The sequence below is a fragment of the Enterobacter cloacae complex sp. HYC003_NIDB genome (assembly GCF_056673375.1).
Map to the genome: position 1 here is coordinate 4,631,680 of NZ_CP114220.1, position 18,433 is coordinate 4,650,112.

Annotated in this window: 18 protein-coding genes; 4 read left to right on the top strand and 14 right to left on the bottom strand. The window is 57.3% G+C overall.

Annotated elements, in window-relative coordinates:
* Positions 1-71: 71 nt before the first annotated feature.
* On the bottom strand, positions 72-872 hold the full coding sequence (yigL, locus tag O1722_RS22165; RefSeq protein WP_015570001.1) for a sugar/pyridoxal phosphate phosphatase YigL: 801 nt from the start codon (positions 870-872) through the stop codon (positions 72-74).
* Between the two features lie 31 nt (positions 873-903).
* Positions 904-1,896 carry a lysophospholipase L2 gene (gene pldB / locus O1722_RS22170; RefSeq protein WP_015570002.1) on the bottom strand — a complete coding sequence of 331 codons (993 nt, stop codon included), beginning with the start codon at positions 1,894-1,896 and terminating at the stop codon, positions 904-906.
* Between the two features lie 111 nt (positions 1,897-2,007).
* Here pldB and rhtB point away from each other — a divergent pair, with 111 nt between their 5' ends.
* The gene (gene rhtB, locus O1722_RS22175) at positions 2,008-2,628 is read left to right on the top strand and encodes a homoserine/homoserine lactone efflux protein (protein WP_006812363.1); all 621 of its coding nucleotides are present in this window, start codon (positions 2,008-2,010) and stop codon (positions 2,626-2,628) included.
* Here rhtB and rhtC read toward each other — a convergent pair.
* The 3 genes from rhtC to pldA form a co-directional block, all read right to left on the bottom strand.
* Complete coding sequence (gene rhtC, locus O1722_RS22180) at positions 2,625-3,245, bottom strand: threonine export protein RhtC (RefSeq protein ID WP_006179256.1); 621 nt, start codon at positions 3,243-3,245, stop codon at positions 2,625-2,627. The genes rhtB and rhtC overlap by 4 nt on opposite strands.
* A 61-nt stretch (positions 3,246-3,306) precedes the next feature.
* On the bottom strand, positions 3,307-5,136 hold the full coding sequence (gene recQ, locus O1722_RS22185) for an ATP-dependent DNA helicase RecQ (protein WP_017383584.1): 1,830 nt from the start codon (positions 5,134-5,136) through the stop codon (positions 3,307-3,309).
* Positions 5,137-5,226: 90 nt separating this feature from the next.
* On the bottom strand, positions 5,227-6,096 hold the full coding sequence (gene pldA / locus O1722_RS22190) for a phospholipase A (RefSeq protein WP_033486954.1): 870 nt from the start codon (positions 6,094-6,096) through the stop codon (positions 5,227-5,229).
* 160 nt (positions 6,097-6,256) lie between these two features.
* On the opposite strand from pldA, the gene yigI reads away from it, so the two are divergent.
* The gene (yigI, locus tag O1722_RS22195; RefSeq protein WP_006812366.1) at positions 6,257-6,724 is read left to right on the top strand and encodes an acyl-CoA thioesterase YigI; all 468 of its coding nucleotides are present in this window, start codon (positions 6,257-6,259) and stop codon (positions 6,722-6,724) included.
* A gap of 51 nt (positions 6,725-6,775) precedes the next feature.
* Positions 6,776-7,672: an EamA family transporter RarD gene (gene rarD, locus O1722_RS22200; protein ID WP_017694744.1), complete on the top strand. Its 897-nt coding sequence runs from the start codon at positions 6,776-6,778 to the stop codon at positions 7,670-7,672.
* A 428-nt stretch (positions 7,673-8,100) separates the two neighbouring features.
* Here the strand turns inward: rarD and corA are convergent, their stop codons facing one another.
* From corA to lptM, 8 genes are all read right to left on the bottom strand, one after another.
* Positions 8,101-9,051: a magnesium/cobalt transporter CorA gene (gene corA, locus O1722_RS22205; RefSeq protein ID WP_003860807.1), complete on the bottom strand. Its 951-nt coding sequence runs from the start codon at positions 9,049-9,051 to the stop codon at positions 8,101-8,103.
* A gap of 150 nt (positions 9,052-9,201) precedes the next feature.
* Entirely contained in the window at positions 9,202-9,258 is a 57-nt protein-coding gene (ysgD, locus tag O1722_RS22210) for a YsgD/CorL family protein (protein WP_212743980.1), read from the bottom strand.
* A 149-nt stretch (positions 9,259-9,407) separates the two neighbouring features.
* On the bottom strand, positions 9,408-11,570 hold the full coding sequence (uvrD, locus tag O1722_RS22215) for a DNA helicase II (protein ID WP_017383586.1): 2,163 nt from the start codon (positions 11,568-11,570) through the stop codon (positions 9,408-9,410).
* Between the two features lie 79 nt (positions 11,571-11,649).
* The gene (gene yigB, locus O1722_RS22220; protein WP_015570005.1) at positions 11,650-12,366 is read right to left on the bottom strand and encodes a 5-amino-6-(5-phospho-D-ribitylamino)uracil phosphatase YigB; all 717 of its coding nucleotides are present in this window, start codon (positions 12,364-12,366) and stop codon (positions 11,650-11,652) included.
* Entirely contained in the window at positions 12,366-13,268 is a 903-nt protein-coding gene (gene xerC, locus O1722_RS22225; RefSeq protein WP_017383588.1) for a tyrosine recombinase XerC, read from the bottom strand. Before xerC ends, yigB begins: the two co-directional genes overlap by 1 nt.
* Positions 13,265-13,972 (bottom strand): DUF484 domain-containing protein, encoded by a 708-nt coding sequence (locus O1722_RS22230; protein ID WP_015570007.1) that lies wholly within the window; start codon positions 13,970-13,972, stop codon positions 13,265-13,267. Before O1722_RS22230 ends, xerC begins: the two co-directional genes overlap by 4 nt.
* Positions 13,969-14,793 (bottom strand): diaminopimelate epimerase, encoded by an 825-nt coding sequence (gene dapF / locus O1722_RS22235; RefSeq protein ID WP_023295730.1) that lies wholly within the window; start codon positions 14,791-14,793, stop codon positions 13,969-13,971. The genes O1722_RS22230 and dapF overlap by 4 nt, the downstream gene beginning before the upstream one ends.
* A gap of 35 nt (positions 14,794-14,828) precedes the next feature.
* Positions 14,829-15,032, bottom strand: coding sequence for an LPS translocon maturation chaperone LptM (gene lptM, locus O1722_RS22240; protein ID WP_003860815.1), 204 nt, complete (start codon positions 15,030-15,032; stop codon positions 14,829-14,831).
* Positions 15,033-15,167: 135 nt separating this feature from the next.
* On the opposite strand from lptM, the gene cyaY reads away from it, so the two are divergent.
* Positions 15,168-15,488, top strand: a complete 321-nt coding sequence (gene cyaY, locus O1722_RS22245) for an iron donor protein CyaY (protein WP_003860816.1) — start codon at positions 15,168-15,170, stop codon at positions 15,486-15,488.
* Positions 15,489-15,625: 137 nt separating this feature from the next.
* Here the strand turns inward: cyaY and cyaA are convergent, their stop codons facing one another.
* Positions 15,626-18,169, bottom strand: coding sequence for a class I adenylate cyclase (cyaA, locus tag O1722_RS22250; RefSeq protein WP_017383591.1), 2,544 nt, complete (start codon positions 18,167-18,169; stop codon positions 15,626-15,628).
* Positions 18,170-18,433 lie beyond the last annotated feature (264 nt).

Consider the following 18,433-nt stretch of genomic DNA (forward strand, 5'->3'; position numbering starts at 1 on the left):
CTCAGAAAGAAGGAGAGGCATTGTAGCGAACTCTTTAGTTGACATCTGAACAATAAACAATCAATTGAAGATTATTCAAGGAACAGTTTGCGCAGATACTTAGGCACGGCGTTATCGCCGTTGGTGCCGATCACTTCCAGCTCCGGGTGCAGATCTTTCAGGCGCTGGTGCGCGTTCTGCATGATGCAGCCTTTACCCGCCATGGAGAGCATCTCGGCATCGTTCATGCCATCGCCAAAGGCGATACAGTCTTTCAGATCAAAGCCCAGCCGTTTCGCTACCGCTTCCAGCGCGTGACCTTTGGACACCCCGCCCGCCATCACTTCCAGACAGGTCAGCGTGGAGAAGCTCACGTTCACGCGGTCGCCCCAGCGGGCGTTGATCGCCTGCTCCAGCGGCAGTAACTCCTCATGATTTACACAGGTGAAGAATACCTTGCTGATCCCTTCCGGCTCCAGCAGACCCGGCTCGTACAGTGAGTACTGGAATACGGCTTCCTTGAAGAAGCGCATCTCTTCCGGGCGATGGCGGTTCATAAACCACTCGTCGTCGCGGTAAACGTTAGTCACGATATCCGGGTTGTTATGCACAATGCCGAACAAATCGGTGGCGATGTCGCGATCGAGATTGTGGGTAAAAATCAGGTTGCCGTCCGTGTCATGTACGCGCGCACCGTTAGAGGTGATCATGTACGACTTGATCTCCAGGTTATCGCGGATCTGCCCCACGTCCACGTGGTGGCGACCGGTGGCGAACACAAAGTTCACGCCGCGGGCAGTCAGGAGTTTTAGGGTCTCTTTCGCATAAGGCGACAGGGTGTGGTCGGGGGAAAGCAGCGTGCCATCTAAATCAGATGCAACAACCTGGTACATAGGGATTTCAACCTCTGGTGGAAAACAATAATCAGTTATGCCTGTTGAAAAATTCAACAATGGCGTTGAGCGCGACTGAGCGCATAGCGTCCTTTTCAAAAAGGATCTCATGGTACGCACCGTTGATGACCAGCGGTTTACCCCCTTCACAGGGATGGCCCGCAGCGGCGCGAAGTTCACAATAGCGGTCATGCATGCGGTTATCCACCACACGCTCTTCTTCCGCCTGGATCAGGAGCGTCGGCGTGTCATCATCGCCTACGCCCGCCAGCACCTGCTCACCGGCATGAATACCTTCCCGCACCCAGTGCCAGGTGGGGCCGCCGACCCGCAGACGCGGTTCATCGGCATAAAAACGCAGGTTGCGGCGATAACGCTGCCGGCTGTGGGTTAACACGTTGATGGCAAATGGCAATGCCCGCCAGCGTCCTGTTCCGATGGCATAGCCTTCTCGAATGCGCTGATGGCCCTCAGCCCAGTCCAGCAGATGGCGCACCATCCAGTCAGGAAAACGTATCACAATGCCGTACATCGGCGCGGTCAGCGCAATGGCGTCACACTGGTGCTTATGGCGCTGCAAAAACAACGTCGAGATCGCGCCCCCCATGGAGTGGGCAAGAATATAACGCTTGCGCCACGGTCCGGGCTGCACTTCCTGCTGCCAGAACGCGGCCAGATCGTCGACGTAATCGCTGAAGTTATCCACGTGGCCGCGATGGGTATCCGGCAACATCCTGCCAGAAAGCCCCTGCCCGCGATGGTCGATAATTAACACATCAAAGCCCAGATGGAACAGGTCATACGCCAACTCGGCATATTTGATATAGCTTTCGATGCGCCCGGGGCAGACCACAATCACCCGGTCATTTTTTTCATCACGGAAACGAACGAAGCGTACCGGGATTTCCCCGACGCCCATAAACTCATCTTCCTCACGCTGGCGCCAGAAATCGGTCAGCGGCCCCATGGAGAAAGCAGCAAATGCGTTTTCTCGTGTTTCCCAGTCCTTTTTCTGCTGAAACATTGGGTTTCCACCCCCCGTAATTCAGGGAATATCGTTTTTTTCGTCACCGGTCACAAAATGACTCAACAATAGCGTATTGTGGCATAAAAACAGACGATCCGGGAGTTTCAAATGACCTTCGAATGGTGGTTCGCCTACCTGCTGACATCCATCATCCTCAGCCTTTCACCTGGCTCGGGCGCAATCAACACCATGACCACCTCCATTAATCACGGCTATCGCGGCGCGGCGGCGTCAATCGCCGGTTTACAGACCGGGCTTGGCATTCATATTGTGCTGGTGGGGATTGGTCTGGGCACGCTGTTCTCCCGTTCGGTGCTGGCCTTCGAGGTGTTGAAATGGGCTGGCGCAGCGTATCTTATCTGGCTGGGTATTCAGCAGTGGCGCGCCGCAGGCTCGATTGATCTGCATACGCTCTCCCGGACGCAAACACGCGGCCACCTGTTTAAACGCGCGGTGTTCGTTAACCTGACCAACCCGAAAAGCATCGTGTTCCTCGCCGCCCTGTTCCCGCAGTTTATCGTGCCGCATCAGCCACAGGTGATGCAGTACGTGGTGCTGGGCGCGACCACCATTATTGTCGATATCATTGTGATGATTGGTTACGCGACGCTGGCGCAGCGAATTGCGGCGTGGATCAAAGGGCCTAAACAGATGAAGGCCCTGAACAAAGTCTTTGGTTCGCTGTTTATGCTGGTTGGCGCGCTGCTTGCGTCAGCGCGTCATGCTTAGCGAGAAATGATGAGATGAATGCCGAAGCCGGCGAACAGCGCGCCGGCAAAGCCGTCGATCCACTTCGCGATGCGCTGGTAGCCGCGACGCATCGCCGGTAAGGCAAACAGGCTTGCCACAACGGTAAACCAGGCGAACGTCTCAACAACGATCAGCAGGAAGATCCCCCAGCGCGCGCCCGCGCCGACGTTATCCCCTACAAACAGCGAGAACACAGAGCCGAAGTAGATAATCGCTTTCGGGTTCGCCAGGTTGGTCAGCAGCCCTTTCACAAAGCTACGGCCGCCCGTTGCCAGCTCAACCTTTGGCTCTTCCGGCTTTTTCTCTTCTTTCTTCAGCGCCCCGCGCAGCATCTGGTAGCCCATCCAGCACAGGTACAGACCGCCGCCGACCATGATGATGTTATGCAGCCACGCCATTTTCGCCAGGATCAGGTTCAGACCGAGCAGCGCAACCGCCGCCCAGACCATGACGCCCATGGTAATACCGAGCACACCCATCATTGCCTCTTTGCGGGAGCGGCTGACGGCCGTTTGTGACACGAAGAAAAAGTCAGGGCCAGGGCTCATCAGCGCAACGATGTGCACTAACGCCACGGTGAGAAATAGCATTAACATAATTAGCTCGCGGGGAAATAATACAGTGAGTCACCATCCTGGCACTTTTTCGCCCGGCTGACTACTCCTCATCATCACCATCAGCGTGGGAACGGATGAGCGCCATAAACTCTTTACCAAAGCGCTCCAGCTTACGCGTGCCGACGCCGTTGACGCTGAGCATCTCGCTGGCGCTGAGCGGCATTTGCTCGGCCATCTCGATAAGCGTCGCGTCGTTGAACACCACGTATGGCGGGATGTTCTCTTCATCCGCAATGGCTTTACGCAGCTTACGCAGCTTGGCGAACAGCTTGCGATCGTAGTTACCGCCGTAGGATTTCTGCATCACGCGCGGCTTCAGGGCGACAACGCGCGGAACGGCGAGCTTCAGTTCAACCTCGCCACGCAGGACCGGTCGCGCCGCTTCGGTCAGCTGAAGCGCAGAGTGCTGGGCAATGTTCTGCGTGGCAAAGCCGAGATGGATCAGCTGGCGGATGATACTCACCCAGTGCTCGTGGCTCTGGTCTTTCCCGATGCCATAAACCGGCAGTTTGTCGTGACCCATATCGCGGATACGCTGGTTGTTAGCCCCGCGCAGCACTTCAACGACGTAGCCCATCCCGAAGCGCTGGTTCACGCGTCCGATAGTCGAGAGCGCTTTGCGCGCGTCCATCAGGCCATCGTACTGCTTCGGCGGGTCGAGGCAGATATCGCAGTTGCCGCACGGTGCCTGACGCCCTTCACCAAAGTAGTTGAGCAGCACCAGACGGCGGCAGGTTTGCGCTTCGGCGAAGGCCCCCATCGCGTTAAGCTTGTGGCGTTCGATATCCTGCAACTGCCCCTGCGGTTTCTCCTCGAGACAGCGGCGCAGCCACGCCATATCCGCCGGATCGTAAAACAGCATCGCTTCCGCAGGCAGGCCGTCACGCCCGGCGCGGCCGGTTTCCTGATAGTAGGATTCGATATTGCGCGGAATGTCGAAATGCACCACAAAGCGCACGTTGGGCTTGTTGATCCCCATCCCGAACGCCACCGTTGCGACCACGATTTGCAGGTCGTCGCGCTGGAATTTCTCCTGCACGTCGGCGCGGATATGGTTCTCCAGCCCGGCGTGATAGGCCGCGGCGCTAAAGCCACGGTTTTGCAGACGCGCGGCGGTGTCTTCCACCTTCGCCCGGCTGTTGCAGTAGATGATGCCGGACTTTCCGCGCTGCTCCTGCACGTAGCGTAAGAGCTGATCCAGCGGCTTGAACTTCTCCATCAGCATATAGCGGATGTTCGGGCGGTCGAAGCTGCTGACCTGAATATACGGGTCGTTCAGCCCCAGCAGGCGAACGATGTCCTGACGCGTGGTGTCGTCCGCCGTGGCGGTAAGCGCCATAAACGGCAGCTCGGGGAAGCGCTGACGAAGCTGGCCAAGCGCGGCGTATTCCGGGCGGAAATCGTGCCCCCACTGGGAGATACAGTGCGCTTCATCCACTGCCAGCAGCACCGGATTCCAGTGCGCCAGATGATCGAGGAAGTTGTCCAGCATCAGGCGTTCTGGCGCGATATACAGCAGGCGGATCTGCCCGGTGCGGCACCCGGCCATTACCTCTTGCTGTTGCTCGCGGGTCTGCGTCGAGTTCAGGCAGGCCGCCGCCACGCCGTTGGCAAGCAGCTGGTCGACCTGGTCTTTCATCAGGGAAATAAGGGGCGATACCACGACCGTCAGGCCATTAAGCACCAGCGCGGGCACCTGATAGCAGAGCGATTTTCCGCCGCCGGTCGGCATGACCACCAGGCAATCGCGGCCTTCCAGCACGGTTTCAATGATGGTTTCCTGGCCAGGGCGGAACTGCTGGTAGCCAAAGGTTTCCTGCAAAACCTGTTTAGCCAGCGATTCCTGATTCAATACTTCCGCCTGCGCCACGTTAACCCCATATGCCAGAAATGAAACAGGCGCTATTTTCAGCGCCTGAGAGAGAAACTTCAACGTTTAACGCAAAAACATTCGAGCAGCTTAGAAAATATCGTTCAGCATCACGCCCACACCGACGCGGGTCTGATTGAAATTGTAGTCGATCAGCGATTCGCCATACCCGCTATACACCTGAGTATAAAGACGAACGTGTTTCGTTACCGGGTAGCTCAGGCCCAGCTCTGCACCGCCGTAGCCGGTATTCCAGTTGTACTGGCCTTTGGCGCTCAGCACCGCGTCACCCAGCTGATAGCCCACTTTAAGCTGATAGTAGCCCATATATTTGGTGATATCCGGGTTGTCATCGGTGCTGCCCACCACGTACCACGGCTTCACTTCCACCATGAAATTGCCGTTCTGCGCCATCAGACGCGTATAGATGCGGTTCCAGCTGCGTGAGGTTGGGTCGGAACGACCGTTGGAATCGTGGTTATAGCCCACCTCCACGTCTCGCAGCGTCCAGCCTGCAAACTCATAATCGGTGGCGAAACCGAGGAACAGCTGCGGTTCATAGTTGGTTTCGCGGAACGGTGAAGATTCCCCGCTGTTGGAGAGCTGCCACCATGACTTCTGCGTGTAAGACGCGCCAAGCACCGAGTTCGACCCCAGGATGCCGCGCCAGAACGGGAAGGCGAGGCTGAGCTGGAACTTCACCTCATCTTTACGCGCATTATCAGACCAGTTATAGGAGCTTATCGCCTCTTTGTTGAGATCGCTGGTCTGGGTGTAGATCACGTAGTTTGTATCATAAGGGTACAGCGTGAACGGATTGTCATGCTCCTGAAGCATATTGGCGATGATGCTGCCCTTAACGGCAGGTTTATCATGCACCTCTTTGATCGTCGCTTCCTGCGCATATGCTGTGAGGGGCAGCGCAACCGCCGCCAGTAACCAACCCAGATACGTCCGCATCGGTGGTGTTCTCCTGAAATGGTGACATTTAATGAATAGTTTTGTCCGGGCATTCTACAGACTTCTGCGATAACTTCCGCTTCCTCGTTTCTTAAAGTGGCATTCCTTTATCCTGAAGCATAAAATCAACATTTTGTTAACAACAAGGATGCCACGTCAGATGTCAGCCACACTCACCGCCGAAGAAACCTTAAAGCTCGTGGGCGAGATTTTTGTGTACCACATGCCGTTCAACCGTGCACTGGGTCTTGAGCTGGAGCGATACGAAAAAGACTTCGCTCAGCTGAGTTTCAATAATCAGCCAATGATGGTCGGTAACTGGGCGCAAAGCATTTTGCACGGCGGGGTCATTGCCTCCGCGCTGGACGTGGCGGCCGGTCTGGTGTGCGTGGGTAGCACGCTGACGCGCCATGACACCATCAACGAAGATGAGTTACGCCAGCGCCTGTCGCGCATGGGCACCATCGATTTACGCGTCGACTACCTGCGTCCGGGACGCGGAAACCGCTTCACCTGCACCAGCAGCCTGCTGCGCGCCGGGAATAAAGTTGCCGTCGCCCGCGTTGAGCTGCATAACGAGGAGCAGGTTTATATCGCCAGCGCAACCGCCACTTATATGGTGGGTTGAGACGGCAAATTCGGGTAAAATTACTTCACTTTTTTGTAACGGATTTTCCCGATGGATGCTAAACAGACGCGGCAGGGCGTTTTACTCGCCCTTGCCGCTTATTTTATTTGGGGTATCGCACCGGCGTACTTCAAACTTATCGCCTATGTCCCGGCGGACGAGATCCTCACTCACCGCGTCATCTGGTCCTTTTTCTTCATGATTGCGCTGATGAGTATCAGCCGTCAGTGGTCAGGCGTCAAAACGCTGCTGAAAACCCCGAAGAAGGTCTTCCTGCTCGCTCTCTCTGCGGTGCTGATTGGCGGAAACTGGCTGCTGTTTATCTGGGCGGTGAATAACCATCACATGCTCGAAGCCAGCCTGGGCTACTTTATTAACCCGCTGGTCAATATTTTGCTGGGGATGATTTTCCTTGGTGAGCGCTTTCGCCGGATGCAGTGGGTGGCGGTGATTCTGGCCTTCTGCGGCGTGCTGGTACAGCTGTGGACCTTCGGCTCACTGCCGGTTATCGCCCTGGGGCTGGCGTTCAGCTTTGCCTTCTACGGCCTGGTGCGTAAAAAAATTGCCGTGGAAGCGCAGACGGGAATGCTGTTTGAAACCCTGTGGCTGCTGCCTGTCGCCGCGATCTACCTGTTCGGTATTGCCGACAGCGCCACCAGCCACATGGGCAGCAATCCATGGTCGCTGAACCTGATGCTGATGGCCGCGGGCGTGGTCACGACGATCCCCCTGCTGTGCTTTACCGGCGCGGCAACGCGTCTGCGCCTCTCCACGCTGGGCTTCTTCCAGTACATTGGCCCCACGCTGATGTTCCTGCTGGCGGTGGTGTTTTACGGCGAGGTGCCGGGTGCGGATAAGATGGTGACGTTCGCCTTTATCTGGGTGGCGCTGGCCATCTTTGTTGCGGATGCGATTTATACCCAGCGCAGGGTGCGCAAAGGGTTGTGATGTTGCCCTCACCCTAACCCTCTCCCACAGGGGAGAGGGTTCCCCAGTAATTTGAAAGCAAAAGCGATAACGTTGCCTCAGAATAACTGAGGGCTTTACAGGGATGTTACCTCCGCCCGTCCCCGATAAGCCGGAAGGAATAAGCCGAAGGCACCGCGAAGCGGCGATTTTCCACCGGAAGCCCGGGTCGCCAGGGTGGTGGCGACTGAGCCACCCTGGCACGTTCACCGGTCATGTCGTGACAGAGTAGCAAGGAACATAAAGTGAACGGAATGACCACCAGAGCCGTATGTTCCCCCTCACCCCAGCCCTCTCCCTCAAGGGAGAGGGGGCCGTCTGTGCAGGCATTATTTTGTGGGGAACCCTCTCCCACAGGGAGAGGGAATTCGATCGTAGGGCGGGTAAGCGCAGCGCCACCCGCCAGATTTTTACAGCCAGTTCTTCCGCTTAAAGTACAGATACGGCGCCAGCCCGGCGAGGATCATAAAGATAATCGCCCCCGGGTAGCCAAAGCTCCACTTCAGCTCCGGCATAAACTCAAAGTTCATCCCGTAGCTGGACGCCACCAGCGTCGGCGGCAGGAACACCACGGACACCACCGAGAAGATCTTGATGATACGGTTCTGCTCGATGTTGATAAAGCCCATCGCCGCCTGCATCAGGAAGTTGACCTTCTGGAACAGGGATTCGTTGTGCGGCAGCAGGGATTCGATATCGCGTAAGATCTCACGCGCCTGCTCCAGCTGACCGCCCGGCAGACGCGCCTTGCGCACCAGGAAGTTCAGCGCGCGCTGGGTATCCATCAGACACAAACGCACCTTCCAGCCGATATCTTCCAGCTCTGCCAGCGTGGACAACGCTTCGTCGTACTCATCGCCCTGATGGCCTTCCATGATCACGCGGCTCAGCTTTTCCAGGTCGCTGTAGATGTTTTCGATTTCATCCGCCAGCTGTTCGATTTTGGTTTCGAACAGATCCAGCAGCAGCTCATAAGCGTTGCCGTCCATCATCGCCTGGCTGCGGGCACGCATACGGTAGAGACGAAACGCAGGCAGTTCGCGCTCGCGCAGGGTGAACAGGCGGCCATCGCGGATGGTAAACGCCACGGTGGAGTTCCCCGCGTGGTCTTCGGCATCTTCGAAAAAGAAGAAGGAGTGAATGTGCAGGCCGTCTTCGTCTTCAAAAAAACGGGCGGATGCTTCGATGTCTTCCAGTTCCGGGCGTGTCGCCAGGCTTTGCCCCAGTTCAGATTGTACGCGAAGGCGCTCATCGTCGTCCGGCTCGACCAGATCCACCCATACGGCATCAATGAGGGGCTGTGACTCTTCGGCTTCAAGCCGAGTCAGTCGGTTATTTTCGAGTTGAAATGCGCTCAACATGACCGGGACTCCCAATGCAAAAAATATCGGACAGTTCGGTGGGCACACAGAAACAAATTGGGTTTCAGACCATTAAACAGCCTGACTCAGCGCGACGGGAATGATGCAGTCGCTGACAACCACTAAGGCCATCAGCAAGAGGAGATAGCCTTAGGAGTTGTTCCTGGATGACAGGGAATTGAGCCAGTATCTACTGGGTGTGTCCAAGGCGAATGTCCTCTTAGCGTAATCGTGCGCGCATGTTACGCCAGCAATAACTGTGGCGTCAACACGCAACGGAACGCTGAAGGGCATTAATTGACCTTCAACGTATAAGGCTAGCAGATTATTACAAAATAGTGATATTTTTCTGAAAGTTACACACTTTCCAGCTTGGCATAGGCTGCCACCAGCCATTTGATCCCCTGCCCCTGGAACGCTACCTGCAAACGGCTGTGCTCGCCGCTGCCTTCCAGGTTGACGATGGTGCCTTCGCCAAACTTCGAGTGGCGCACGCGCTGGCCCAGCTTGTAACCGGTGTCGGTTTCAGAGATCGGCGAGCCCATACGCTGATGGCTGACCGGACGGCTGATGCTGGCGCGCAGGCGCACCTCTTCCACACACTCTTCCGGCAGTTCGCCGATAAAGCGCGACGGACGGTGATACACCTCTTTCCCGTACAGGCGGCGGGTTTCCGCGTAGGTCAGGGTCAGTTTCTGCATCGCACGGGTCACGCCCACGTAGGCCAGACGACGCTCCTCTTCCAGACGCCCGCCTTCATCCAGCGACATCTGGCTCGGGAACATCCCCTCTTCCATCCCGACGATGAACACCTGCGGGAACTCCAGACCTTTCGCGGAGTGCAGGGTCATCAGCTGAACCGCATCCTGCCAGGTATCGGCCTGCCCCTCACCCGCCTCCAGCGCGGCGTGAGAGAGGAATGCCTGCAACGGCATCAGGTCTTCGTCTTCTTCGTTGTAGCTGAACTGGCGCGTTGCCGTCACCAGTTCCTCTAAGTTCTCAATACGGGTCTGGCCCTTCTCGCCTTTTTCCTGCTCGTACATGGTGCGCAGGCCGGAATCTTTGATCACCCGGTCGGTCTGGACGTGCAGCGGCATGTCGGCCGTTTCCTGCGCCAGCGCGTCGATTAACTCCAGGAAGCGCTGCAATGCGCTGGCGGCGCGCCCGGCAAGGGCTTTTTCCTGTAACAGCTCGCGGCACGCCTGCCACAACGTGAGCTGACGATCGCGCGAGGCCTGACGCACCACGTCCAGCGTACGATCGCCGATGCCGCGCGTCGGCGTGTTCACCACGCGCTCAAACGCCGCATCGTCGTTACGGTTGGCAATCAGACGCAAATACGAGAGCGCATCTTTGATCTCCTGACGTTCGAAGAAGCGCATACCGCCATAAATGCGGTACGGCATGCTCACCTGCAACAGCGCCTCTTCCAGCACGCGCGACTGGGCGTTGCTGCGATAGAGAATGGCACACTGCTCCAGCGCGCCGCCGTTCTCCTGCCAGGTTTTAATGCGGTTCACCACGAAGCGGGCTTCGTCGAGCTCGTTGAAGGCGCAGTAAATCGAAATCGGTTCGCCGTCGACGCCATCGGTCCACAGCTTTTTACCCAGGCGCCCGTTGTTGTTCTCAATCAGGGCGTTGGCCGCGCTCAGAATGTTGCTGGTAGAACGGTAGTTCTGCTCCAGACGGATGGTTTGCGCGCCGGGGAAATCGTTGAGGAAGCGCTGGATGTTCTCCACCTGCGCGCCGCGCCAGCCGTAGATAGACTGATCGTCATCGCCTACGATCATCACCTTGCCGGTATCCCCGGCCAGCAGGCGGATCCAGGCGTACTGGATGTTGTTGGTATCCTGGAATTCGTCCACCAGGATGTTGGTAAAGCGTTCACGGTAGTGTTGCAGGATATGCGGTTTGTTCAGCCACAGCTCGTGGGCGCGCAGCAGCAGCTCGGCGAAATCCACCAGACCGGCGCGATCGCACGCTTCCTGATAGGCCTTGTAGACGTTCTGCCAGGTCTGCTCGACCGGGTTACCGAAGCTCTGAATATGATGCGGACGCAGCCCTTCGTCTTTCTGACCGTTGATGTACCACATCGCCTGACGCGGCGGCCACTGCTTCTCATCGAGGTTCATCGCCTTGATCAGGCGTTTCAGCAAGCGCAGCTGATCTTCGCTGTCGAGGATCTGGAAATCCTGCGGCAGGTTAGCGTCCATATGGTGCGCGCGCAGCAGACGGTGCGCCAGGCCGTGGAAGGTGCCAACCCACATGCCGCCCTGGCTGGTGCCCATCAGCTGCGCGATACGGTGGCGCATCTCCGCCGCCGCCTTGTTGGTGAACGTCACGGCCATAATCGAGTACGGCGAGCAGTTCTCCACGCTCTGTAGCCAGGCGATACGGTGAACCAGCACGCGCGTCTTACCACTGCCCGCTCCAGCCAGTACCAGCAGGTTTGTACGCGAGGCGGCAACCGCGTCACGCTGTTTATCATTAAGGCTGTCGAGCAGGTAAGAAACGTCCATTGGCACCGTCACGTCATGTCGGGCAGGCAAATGTTTCCATTCGCCAAAACCCTGTTAATTTATACAGAACAATTGATGATTATATCAGCGTCGTGAGGGATGCCAACCGTGAAATTTCCACGTGCGGCAGAAGACGGCTATCCGGGGTAGTCATCAGATCGGCATTTTCCGGCTTGATCCAGCAGGCCTGCATGCCGCAGCGGATCGCCCCGGCGACGTCCGTGGTCAGGTCGTCGCCCACGTGCAGGATCTCACCGAGCGGCAAATCCAGTTTTTCCGCTGCCAGATGATACATATCGTTGAACGGCTTCGAGCGTCCGTGCGGGCCCGCGCGCAGCACGAACTGAAAATAGTTCCCCAGACCAAACAGTTCAGGCTGAGCATTGCCGTTGGTGATGGCCACCAGCGGCCACTTTTCGGCGAGCTTCGCCAGCGTGTCGTGGGTCTCCTGCGGCACGTCGATCCGACTGCGCCATTTGGCGAAGTTTTCCATGGCCGCTTCGGCCCCCGTGGCCGCATCCTGCGCGCTCAGGCCGGCGTTGAGCATCGCCTGCTCAACCGCACGGCGGCGCCATTCGGTCACGTCGTGGTAAATCTCCGGTTCGGTTTCCCGCAGGGACTGACGCAGCTTCTGGAAGTCTTTGTTCTGCATCGCTTTCAGCGCAGGATGGTAGTTCTGCACAAACGCCAGCGACTCCTGCTCGGTACGCAGGATCACCGGACGATTGTCGTAAAGGGTGTCATCAAGATCAAACGTCAGGGCTGAGATCTGACCGAGTGGGCGGTAAAAACGCATTATTTCCCCCGTTTGGCGCGTGGATGCGCCGCGTCATACACCGAGGCAAGGTGTTGGAAGTCTAAGTGGGTATAGATTTGGGTGGTCGACAGATTCGCGTGACCAAGCAGCTCCTGTACGCCGCGCAGGTCGCCGCTTGATTCCAGCATGTGCGTCGCAAAGGAGTGGCGCAGCTTGTGGGGGTGAACGTGGCTGTTCAGCCCCTGCTTAATGCCCCACTCCGCAAAGCGCTTCTGCACGTTACGCGCCGAGATCCGCTTGCCGAGTTTCGACAGGAACAGCGCATCTTCGTCGGCGCCAAACAGCCCGCGAAGGTCCAGCCAGTGCTCAATCCAGGAGACCGCATTGCGGCCGATCGGCAGGCGGCGCTCTTTGCTGCCCTTGCCCATTACCCACACCTCGCCGGATTCCAGATCGAGGTGCTTTAAGTCGAGGTTCACCAGCTCAGAGAGACGCAGGCCCGCGCCGTACATCACCTCCAGCATCGCGCGGTCGCGCACGGCCAGCGGATCGTTAAGATCGATATCCAGCAGGCGGTTTACGTCGTCGACGTCGATATTTTTCGGCAGATGACGCGGGGCTTTCGGCGTGGCGATCCCTTTTGCCGGGTTGGCTTTCAGACCGCCCTGACTGACCAGCCAGTCGAAGAAACTGCGCAGGGCAGAGAGCCGGAGCGCCAGGCTCGCCGGGCTGAGATTTTTTTTACGGCTACGCACGACGAACCCGCGTACCGTGGCGGCGTCACATTGTTGCCAGCTTTTCAGGCCGATTTCATCGGCAAGCTGCATGATGGCATCAAGCTGACGCTGATAGTTGAGCAGCGTAATAGGGCTGAGCTGGCGTTCTACGCCCAGATAGCGCAGAAAGCGGTTGACGTCAGTGGCGAGCAATCCGTCCGTCATACGCGCTCAATCCAGCGCTCCAGCAGCTCAGGCAGCATCAGGGCGATCTCCTGCAACAGTTGCGTGCCCTGCCCCTGTTCATAATGATGCGCGTCGCGGCTGGTAAATAACATCACGCCCAGGTCACCATCGCGCCCCATCAGCGACATCGCCACCGAGCCGATAGCTTTGGCTTCCGGCAGCACCACCAGCAGTTCTGGCCCGTTAAGCGGCCCCAGATAGTGGTGCTCATGGCCCAGACGCTGAATGCGCAGCGGCTCAAACGCCTGACGGCTCAGCGCCAGATGGGTAAACCCGGACGGCGCGCCAATGCGCCAGCGGTCAGGGAAGAGACGGATCGTCGCGCCTGCCAGCCCCAGCTCGCGCGCCCAGCGGTGGAAGCGGTTGAGGAACTCTTCTAGACTGTGCGCGGAAGCCAGACGCGCCTGAAGGTGCAGTAGACGGTAGAACAGGCTTTCGTTATTGCTGGCCTGCTCCATCAGCAGCGTCATGTTCTCTTCGAGCTGATTGATGTGGTTGCGCGAGCGCGCCATGTGCCATTCAACCAGCGACACGGTCTCGCGAACCGGATGCGGCACGCGCATCCGTTCGACGACGCGTGCATTGCGGATAAAAAACTCAGGATTGTGCAGCAGGTAATCCACAACAGCGCTGTCGTCCAGCTCTGATACAGGTTCCCGCAGTTCTTCCCCTGGTTGCTTCATAGATGGATAAACCCGTCATAAACATGTGTCGCCGGGCCAGTCATGTACAGTGGATGACCCGCTCCTTTCCAGGCGATATCAAGACGTCCGCCCGGTAATTCCACGCGAACCTCTTCTGCCAGTAACCCCTGTGAGATACCGACGGCCACCGCCGCACAGGCACCGCTTCCGCAGGCCTGGGTTTCGCCCGCGCCGCGCTCGTAAACCCGCAGGCGAATGTGTTCACGCTTCACCACCTGCATGAAACCGATGTTCGCCCGCTCCGGGAAGCGCTCATGGCTTTCCAGCACCGGGCCGAGCGTTTCAACCGCCGCGGTTTGCACATCATCCACCTGAATCACGCAGTGCGGGTTACCCATTGAGACGACGCCGCACAATACTGTCTGCTCGGCGGCACGCATAATATAGGTCTTTTCCGCTTTGTTGGCGCGAAACGGCACGGCAGAGGGGTCGAAGTTCGGCTCGCCCATGTTCACGCGCACCAGTTCGTCGTCGGTGACGCTGAGCACCATCCGGCCGTTGGCGGTGCTGACGCGGATATCGCGCTTGTTGGTCAGCCCTTTCAGCCGAACAAAGCGGGCAAAACAGCGCGCGCCGTTGCCGCACTGGGAAACTTCGCTGCCGTCGGCGTTAAAAATGCGGTAGTGAAAGTCCAGGTCAGGATCGTAAGGCGGCTCCACCACCAGCAGCTGGTCAAACCCCACGCCCATGTGTCGATCCGCCAGGCGACGGATCAATTCCGGGGAGAAAAAGACATTCTGCGTTACCGCGTCGACGACCATAAAGTCGTTGCCAAGGCCATGCATTTTAGAGAACTGCATCATTTGCTCCATTGCGCGGGTACAGAACGTAATTGTCAGAGATTGACCTGAGTCGGGCCGCCGTTATTGCCGCGATCGTTGGTATCCGGCGTAGATGACTCGATACCACTTTGCACCGGTTTTGTCGGCGGTGGTGCGTTTTTATCCTCTGGCGGGAAGTACAGTGGTCCCTTCAGTCCACAGCCGGTCAGGCTAAACAGAGTGACAAGAACGACAAGCGTTCGGAAGACGTTTTTCATGTAGAGGTTGCCCGTAAGTTCAAATCTGTTTCTATCATCGCAGGAGAAGACACAAAAGCAAGAGTTTGCCGCTTTCCTGCAACGGGAATTATTTAGCGTTATACTGCCGCCATCACGAAAAACAGGAATAAAACCATGAACGACAGTGAATTTCATCGCCTTGCCGATACCCTGTGGATGACCATCGAAGAGCGTATCGACGACTGGGACGGCGACAGCGATATCGATTGTGAAATCAACGGCGGGATCCTGACCTTAAGCTTCGAAAACGGCAGCAAGATTATTATTAACCGTCAGGAGCCGCTTCACCAGGTGTGGCTGGCGGCGAAACAGGGCGGCTATCACTTTGATCTGAAAGGTGACGAGTGGGTCTGCGATCGCAGCGGCGAAACGTTCTGGGATCTGCTGGAGCAGGCGGCGACGGCGCAGGCGGGCGAGGACGTGAGTTTCAGGTAGTTGCGTTGCCCGGTGGCGGCTACGCCTTACCGGGCCTACAACGGCTCAAACCGTAGGCCGGGTAAGCGATAGCGCCACCCGGCAACAGCGGCTCAAACGTAGGCCGGGTAAGGGATAGCGCCACCCGGCGAAAAGCCTCAGGAAAAATACTGCTGCAACAGCGGCGCAGTTTCCTGGTTAGCGGGCGCCGCAGGGGTAATCGCCTGCGTACGGAACGGGATCACCTGCGCTCGCCCATCCACATTCACAATCTGGTAGAACTGCGGCAGGTTGAAGTTGATAAAGCTTGAGCCGTAGGTAAAGCGATCGTGCGAGGACGAATAGAAGCGGCTGACGTCGCGCACCAGCTCCTCTTTGCTGCCTTCACAGTGGTGATACACCTCGGCACGGTTGGTTTCATCCAGAATGTAGATGTTAAACCCGGCGTTATCGCCCGACTCTTCGAAGAAGAACTGAATAATCCCTTCACTCGCAAAGCCATCCACCACCTGCGGCAGCTTAACGTGATTGGTTTCCACCTGAACCGACAGGCCATGCAGTTTGTTGTGTGAAATCGCGCCGTAGAATTCAATGGCGTTCTCCAGCTTCTGCACCGACACGTTCAGGCGCTCAAAGAACAGCCCCCAGGTCTGGCCAGAGACGCGCAGCGCTTTAAAGCGCCCGGTTTCCTGTCGGGTGCTGGAGAGACGCAGTTCTATGCACTCAGACACCAGTTGCTGAACGCGGGTACGAATCAGGCCGCGCAGGTGCTGGCTGTAGCAGAACACCTCCACGCTGTCCGGCGGCGCGGCGTCCTGGTGCATCTTGCCGAGGATCGTTTTCAGCGCCTCGATCATCGCCTGCTCGCCGTTAAAGTGCAGGGTACGCACTTCGTTCCACGAGTTGCGGTACAGCAGATCCACGCTGCCCACCAGGCAGTTTTGCTGCTCGCCAAAGCTAAAGACGTCCAGCTTGCGGAAGTCAAAGTGAACCACCTGATTGCGGAAGGCCGCCGTCGGGTCGTATTCCAGGTTGACGATGATCGCCAGATGGCGAATCTCACACGGGCTGTAGAGCGCTTTTGGCGTCGGCGCAGGCAGACGCAGCGGGAAGTGGTGCGAGACATCCGCCACCATCTCCTGCAACTTGGCTAAATCGACCACCTCGTTGCCTTTGATAAACAACCGGGTACGTGAGGTGAGAAGGCCGTTAAACCAGGCCCAGGCCACCAGCTTGTTCAGGTAGCGGTTATATTCCAGCGGCTGATGGCTGATGATCGAATCCATGCTTGGCGCACGGTTGTACAGATACCACCCGGTGCGGTTCGCGCGGCCCGGCGGTACGTAGATAAAGGTCAGATTCGGTTCAGACAGGTCAGGCGAAATCTGTGGGTTAACCAGCGTTACCTTGCCCGGCAACGCTTCAAACGCGGCGTACAGTTTGCGGGTCAGCACCCCGATATCCTGTGGGCTGGCAGAAACGCTAAGGTTGTTACGGCGGGCAAAGCGGATCAGGTTGCGGTAGCTCTGCATCATCGCATCAAGCAGTTCGTTGTGCGCCTCACGCACCTGATCGATCTTCCAGTTGGCGCGGTTGTCGAGCATGGCGAGACGCTCTTCGTCCCATCCCCACTCTTTGACTAACTGGCTGACGACTTCACGACGCCAGCCCACGCAGGCGCGTTCGCGGCTCAGTTTTTCACAGACTTTGAGATAGAAACATCGACGCACCAGGTCAAGACGCGTGGCGTCCTCAATGGCTGTCAGGTATTCGGTGACGCGCTCCAGCATCATGCAGTAGGCATCAAGCCCGTAGGAGACGATCTCCCCGTCGTGCAGACGCTGTTTAATATCTTTCGCCAGCAGGCGCGGCGTGGGGTATTCCCAGGAGTAGGCTTCCAGCAGCAGGGTTTTCAGCACCGCTTTGTACGGTGAATCAATGCTCTTATAAAGCTGCCAGAGGCTTGCGCCAAAGTACTCTTCGGCGGACAGGGAGCTCAGGCCGCCCAGATCCAGCCACTCGTTTGGCGTCAGAACGCCCTGCGAGTAAAGCGACATGACGTAGTCGTCATAATTCTCTTCTTCATCGCACGGCACCATATTCCACAGAATACGTTTCCCGGCCAGGCGAACGGCAGTACGGTAAAACTCATCCAGCAACAGGATGTGCTGAGTCGAGCCGCAGTCTTCACCACCCAGACTGCCGCTTTCGTTATGGCGGAAACGGTTTTCATCAATCAGGAAGAAGCTCACTTCCACGCCGAGCGACGCCGCCCAGCTCTCCAGCAGGCTGCATTTACGCTGCAACAGCTGGCGCTCTTCATTGTCGAGCCAGGACTGATGGCAGACCCAGATATCCAGGTCAGAAGAGCAACTTTGCCCAACCGATGACGTGCTGCCCATGGAGTAAACCCCGGTAATCGGCAGCTCGCCTTTCGGCGAATCCTGCGGCGGCATACCACGGTAGAGTTCAAGTTCAGTCAGGTAATGCTGTTGGGTTTCATCAGGCGTGAAGAGGCAAATGCCCTGGGGAACGTTACCATCAAGGTAACCCGGCATCAGCGGATGGTGATAGTGCAACAATGTTGGCAGTAGACTGTATACCTGCTGGAAAGCAGGGCCCATGGCAGCAAGCGCGCGATCCACACGCAATTGATTGATGGCATCCAGTCTCTGTTTCAGAGTCTCAATATAGAGGTACAAGACGTATCGCCTGATGTTTCCGGGTGTCGCACGCCAGTCAGAACACAAAAAGCAGCGGACCCGCAGTATTTCAAAAAATAACCGTTACCCTTTTTTCGCCTTTTGCTTTTCTGGTGGTACAGACGAAAAAATGGTCTAAAACGTGATCAATTTAACACCTTGCCGGTTGACCGTAAAGAAAGATGCGCTACATACAAGTGTAGCACCGTTCTTGACGTGTAAATTCCTGAATACGGCGATGGCTGACGAGTACGCCGCCCTGTC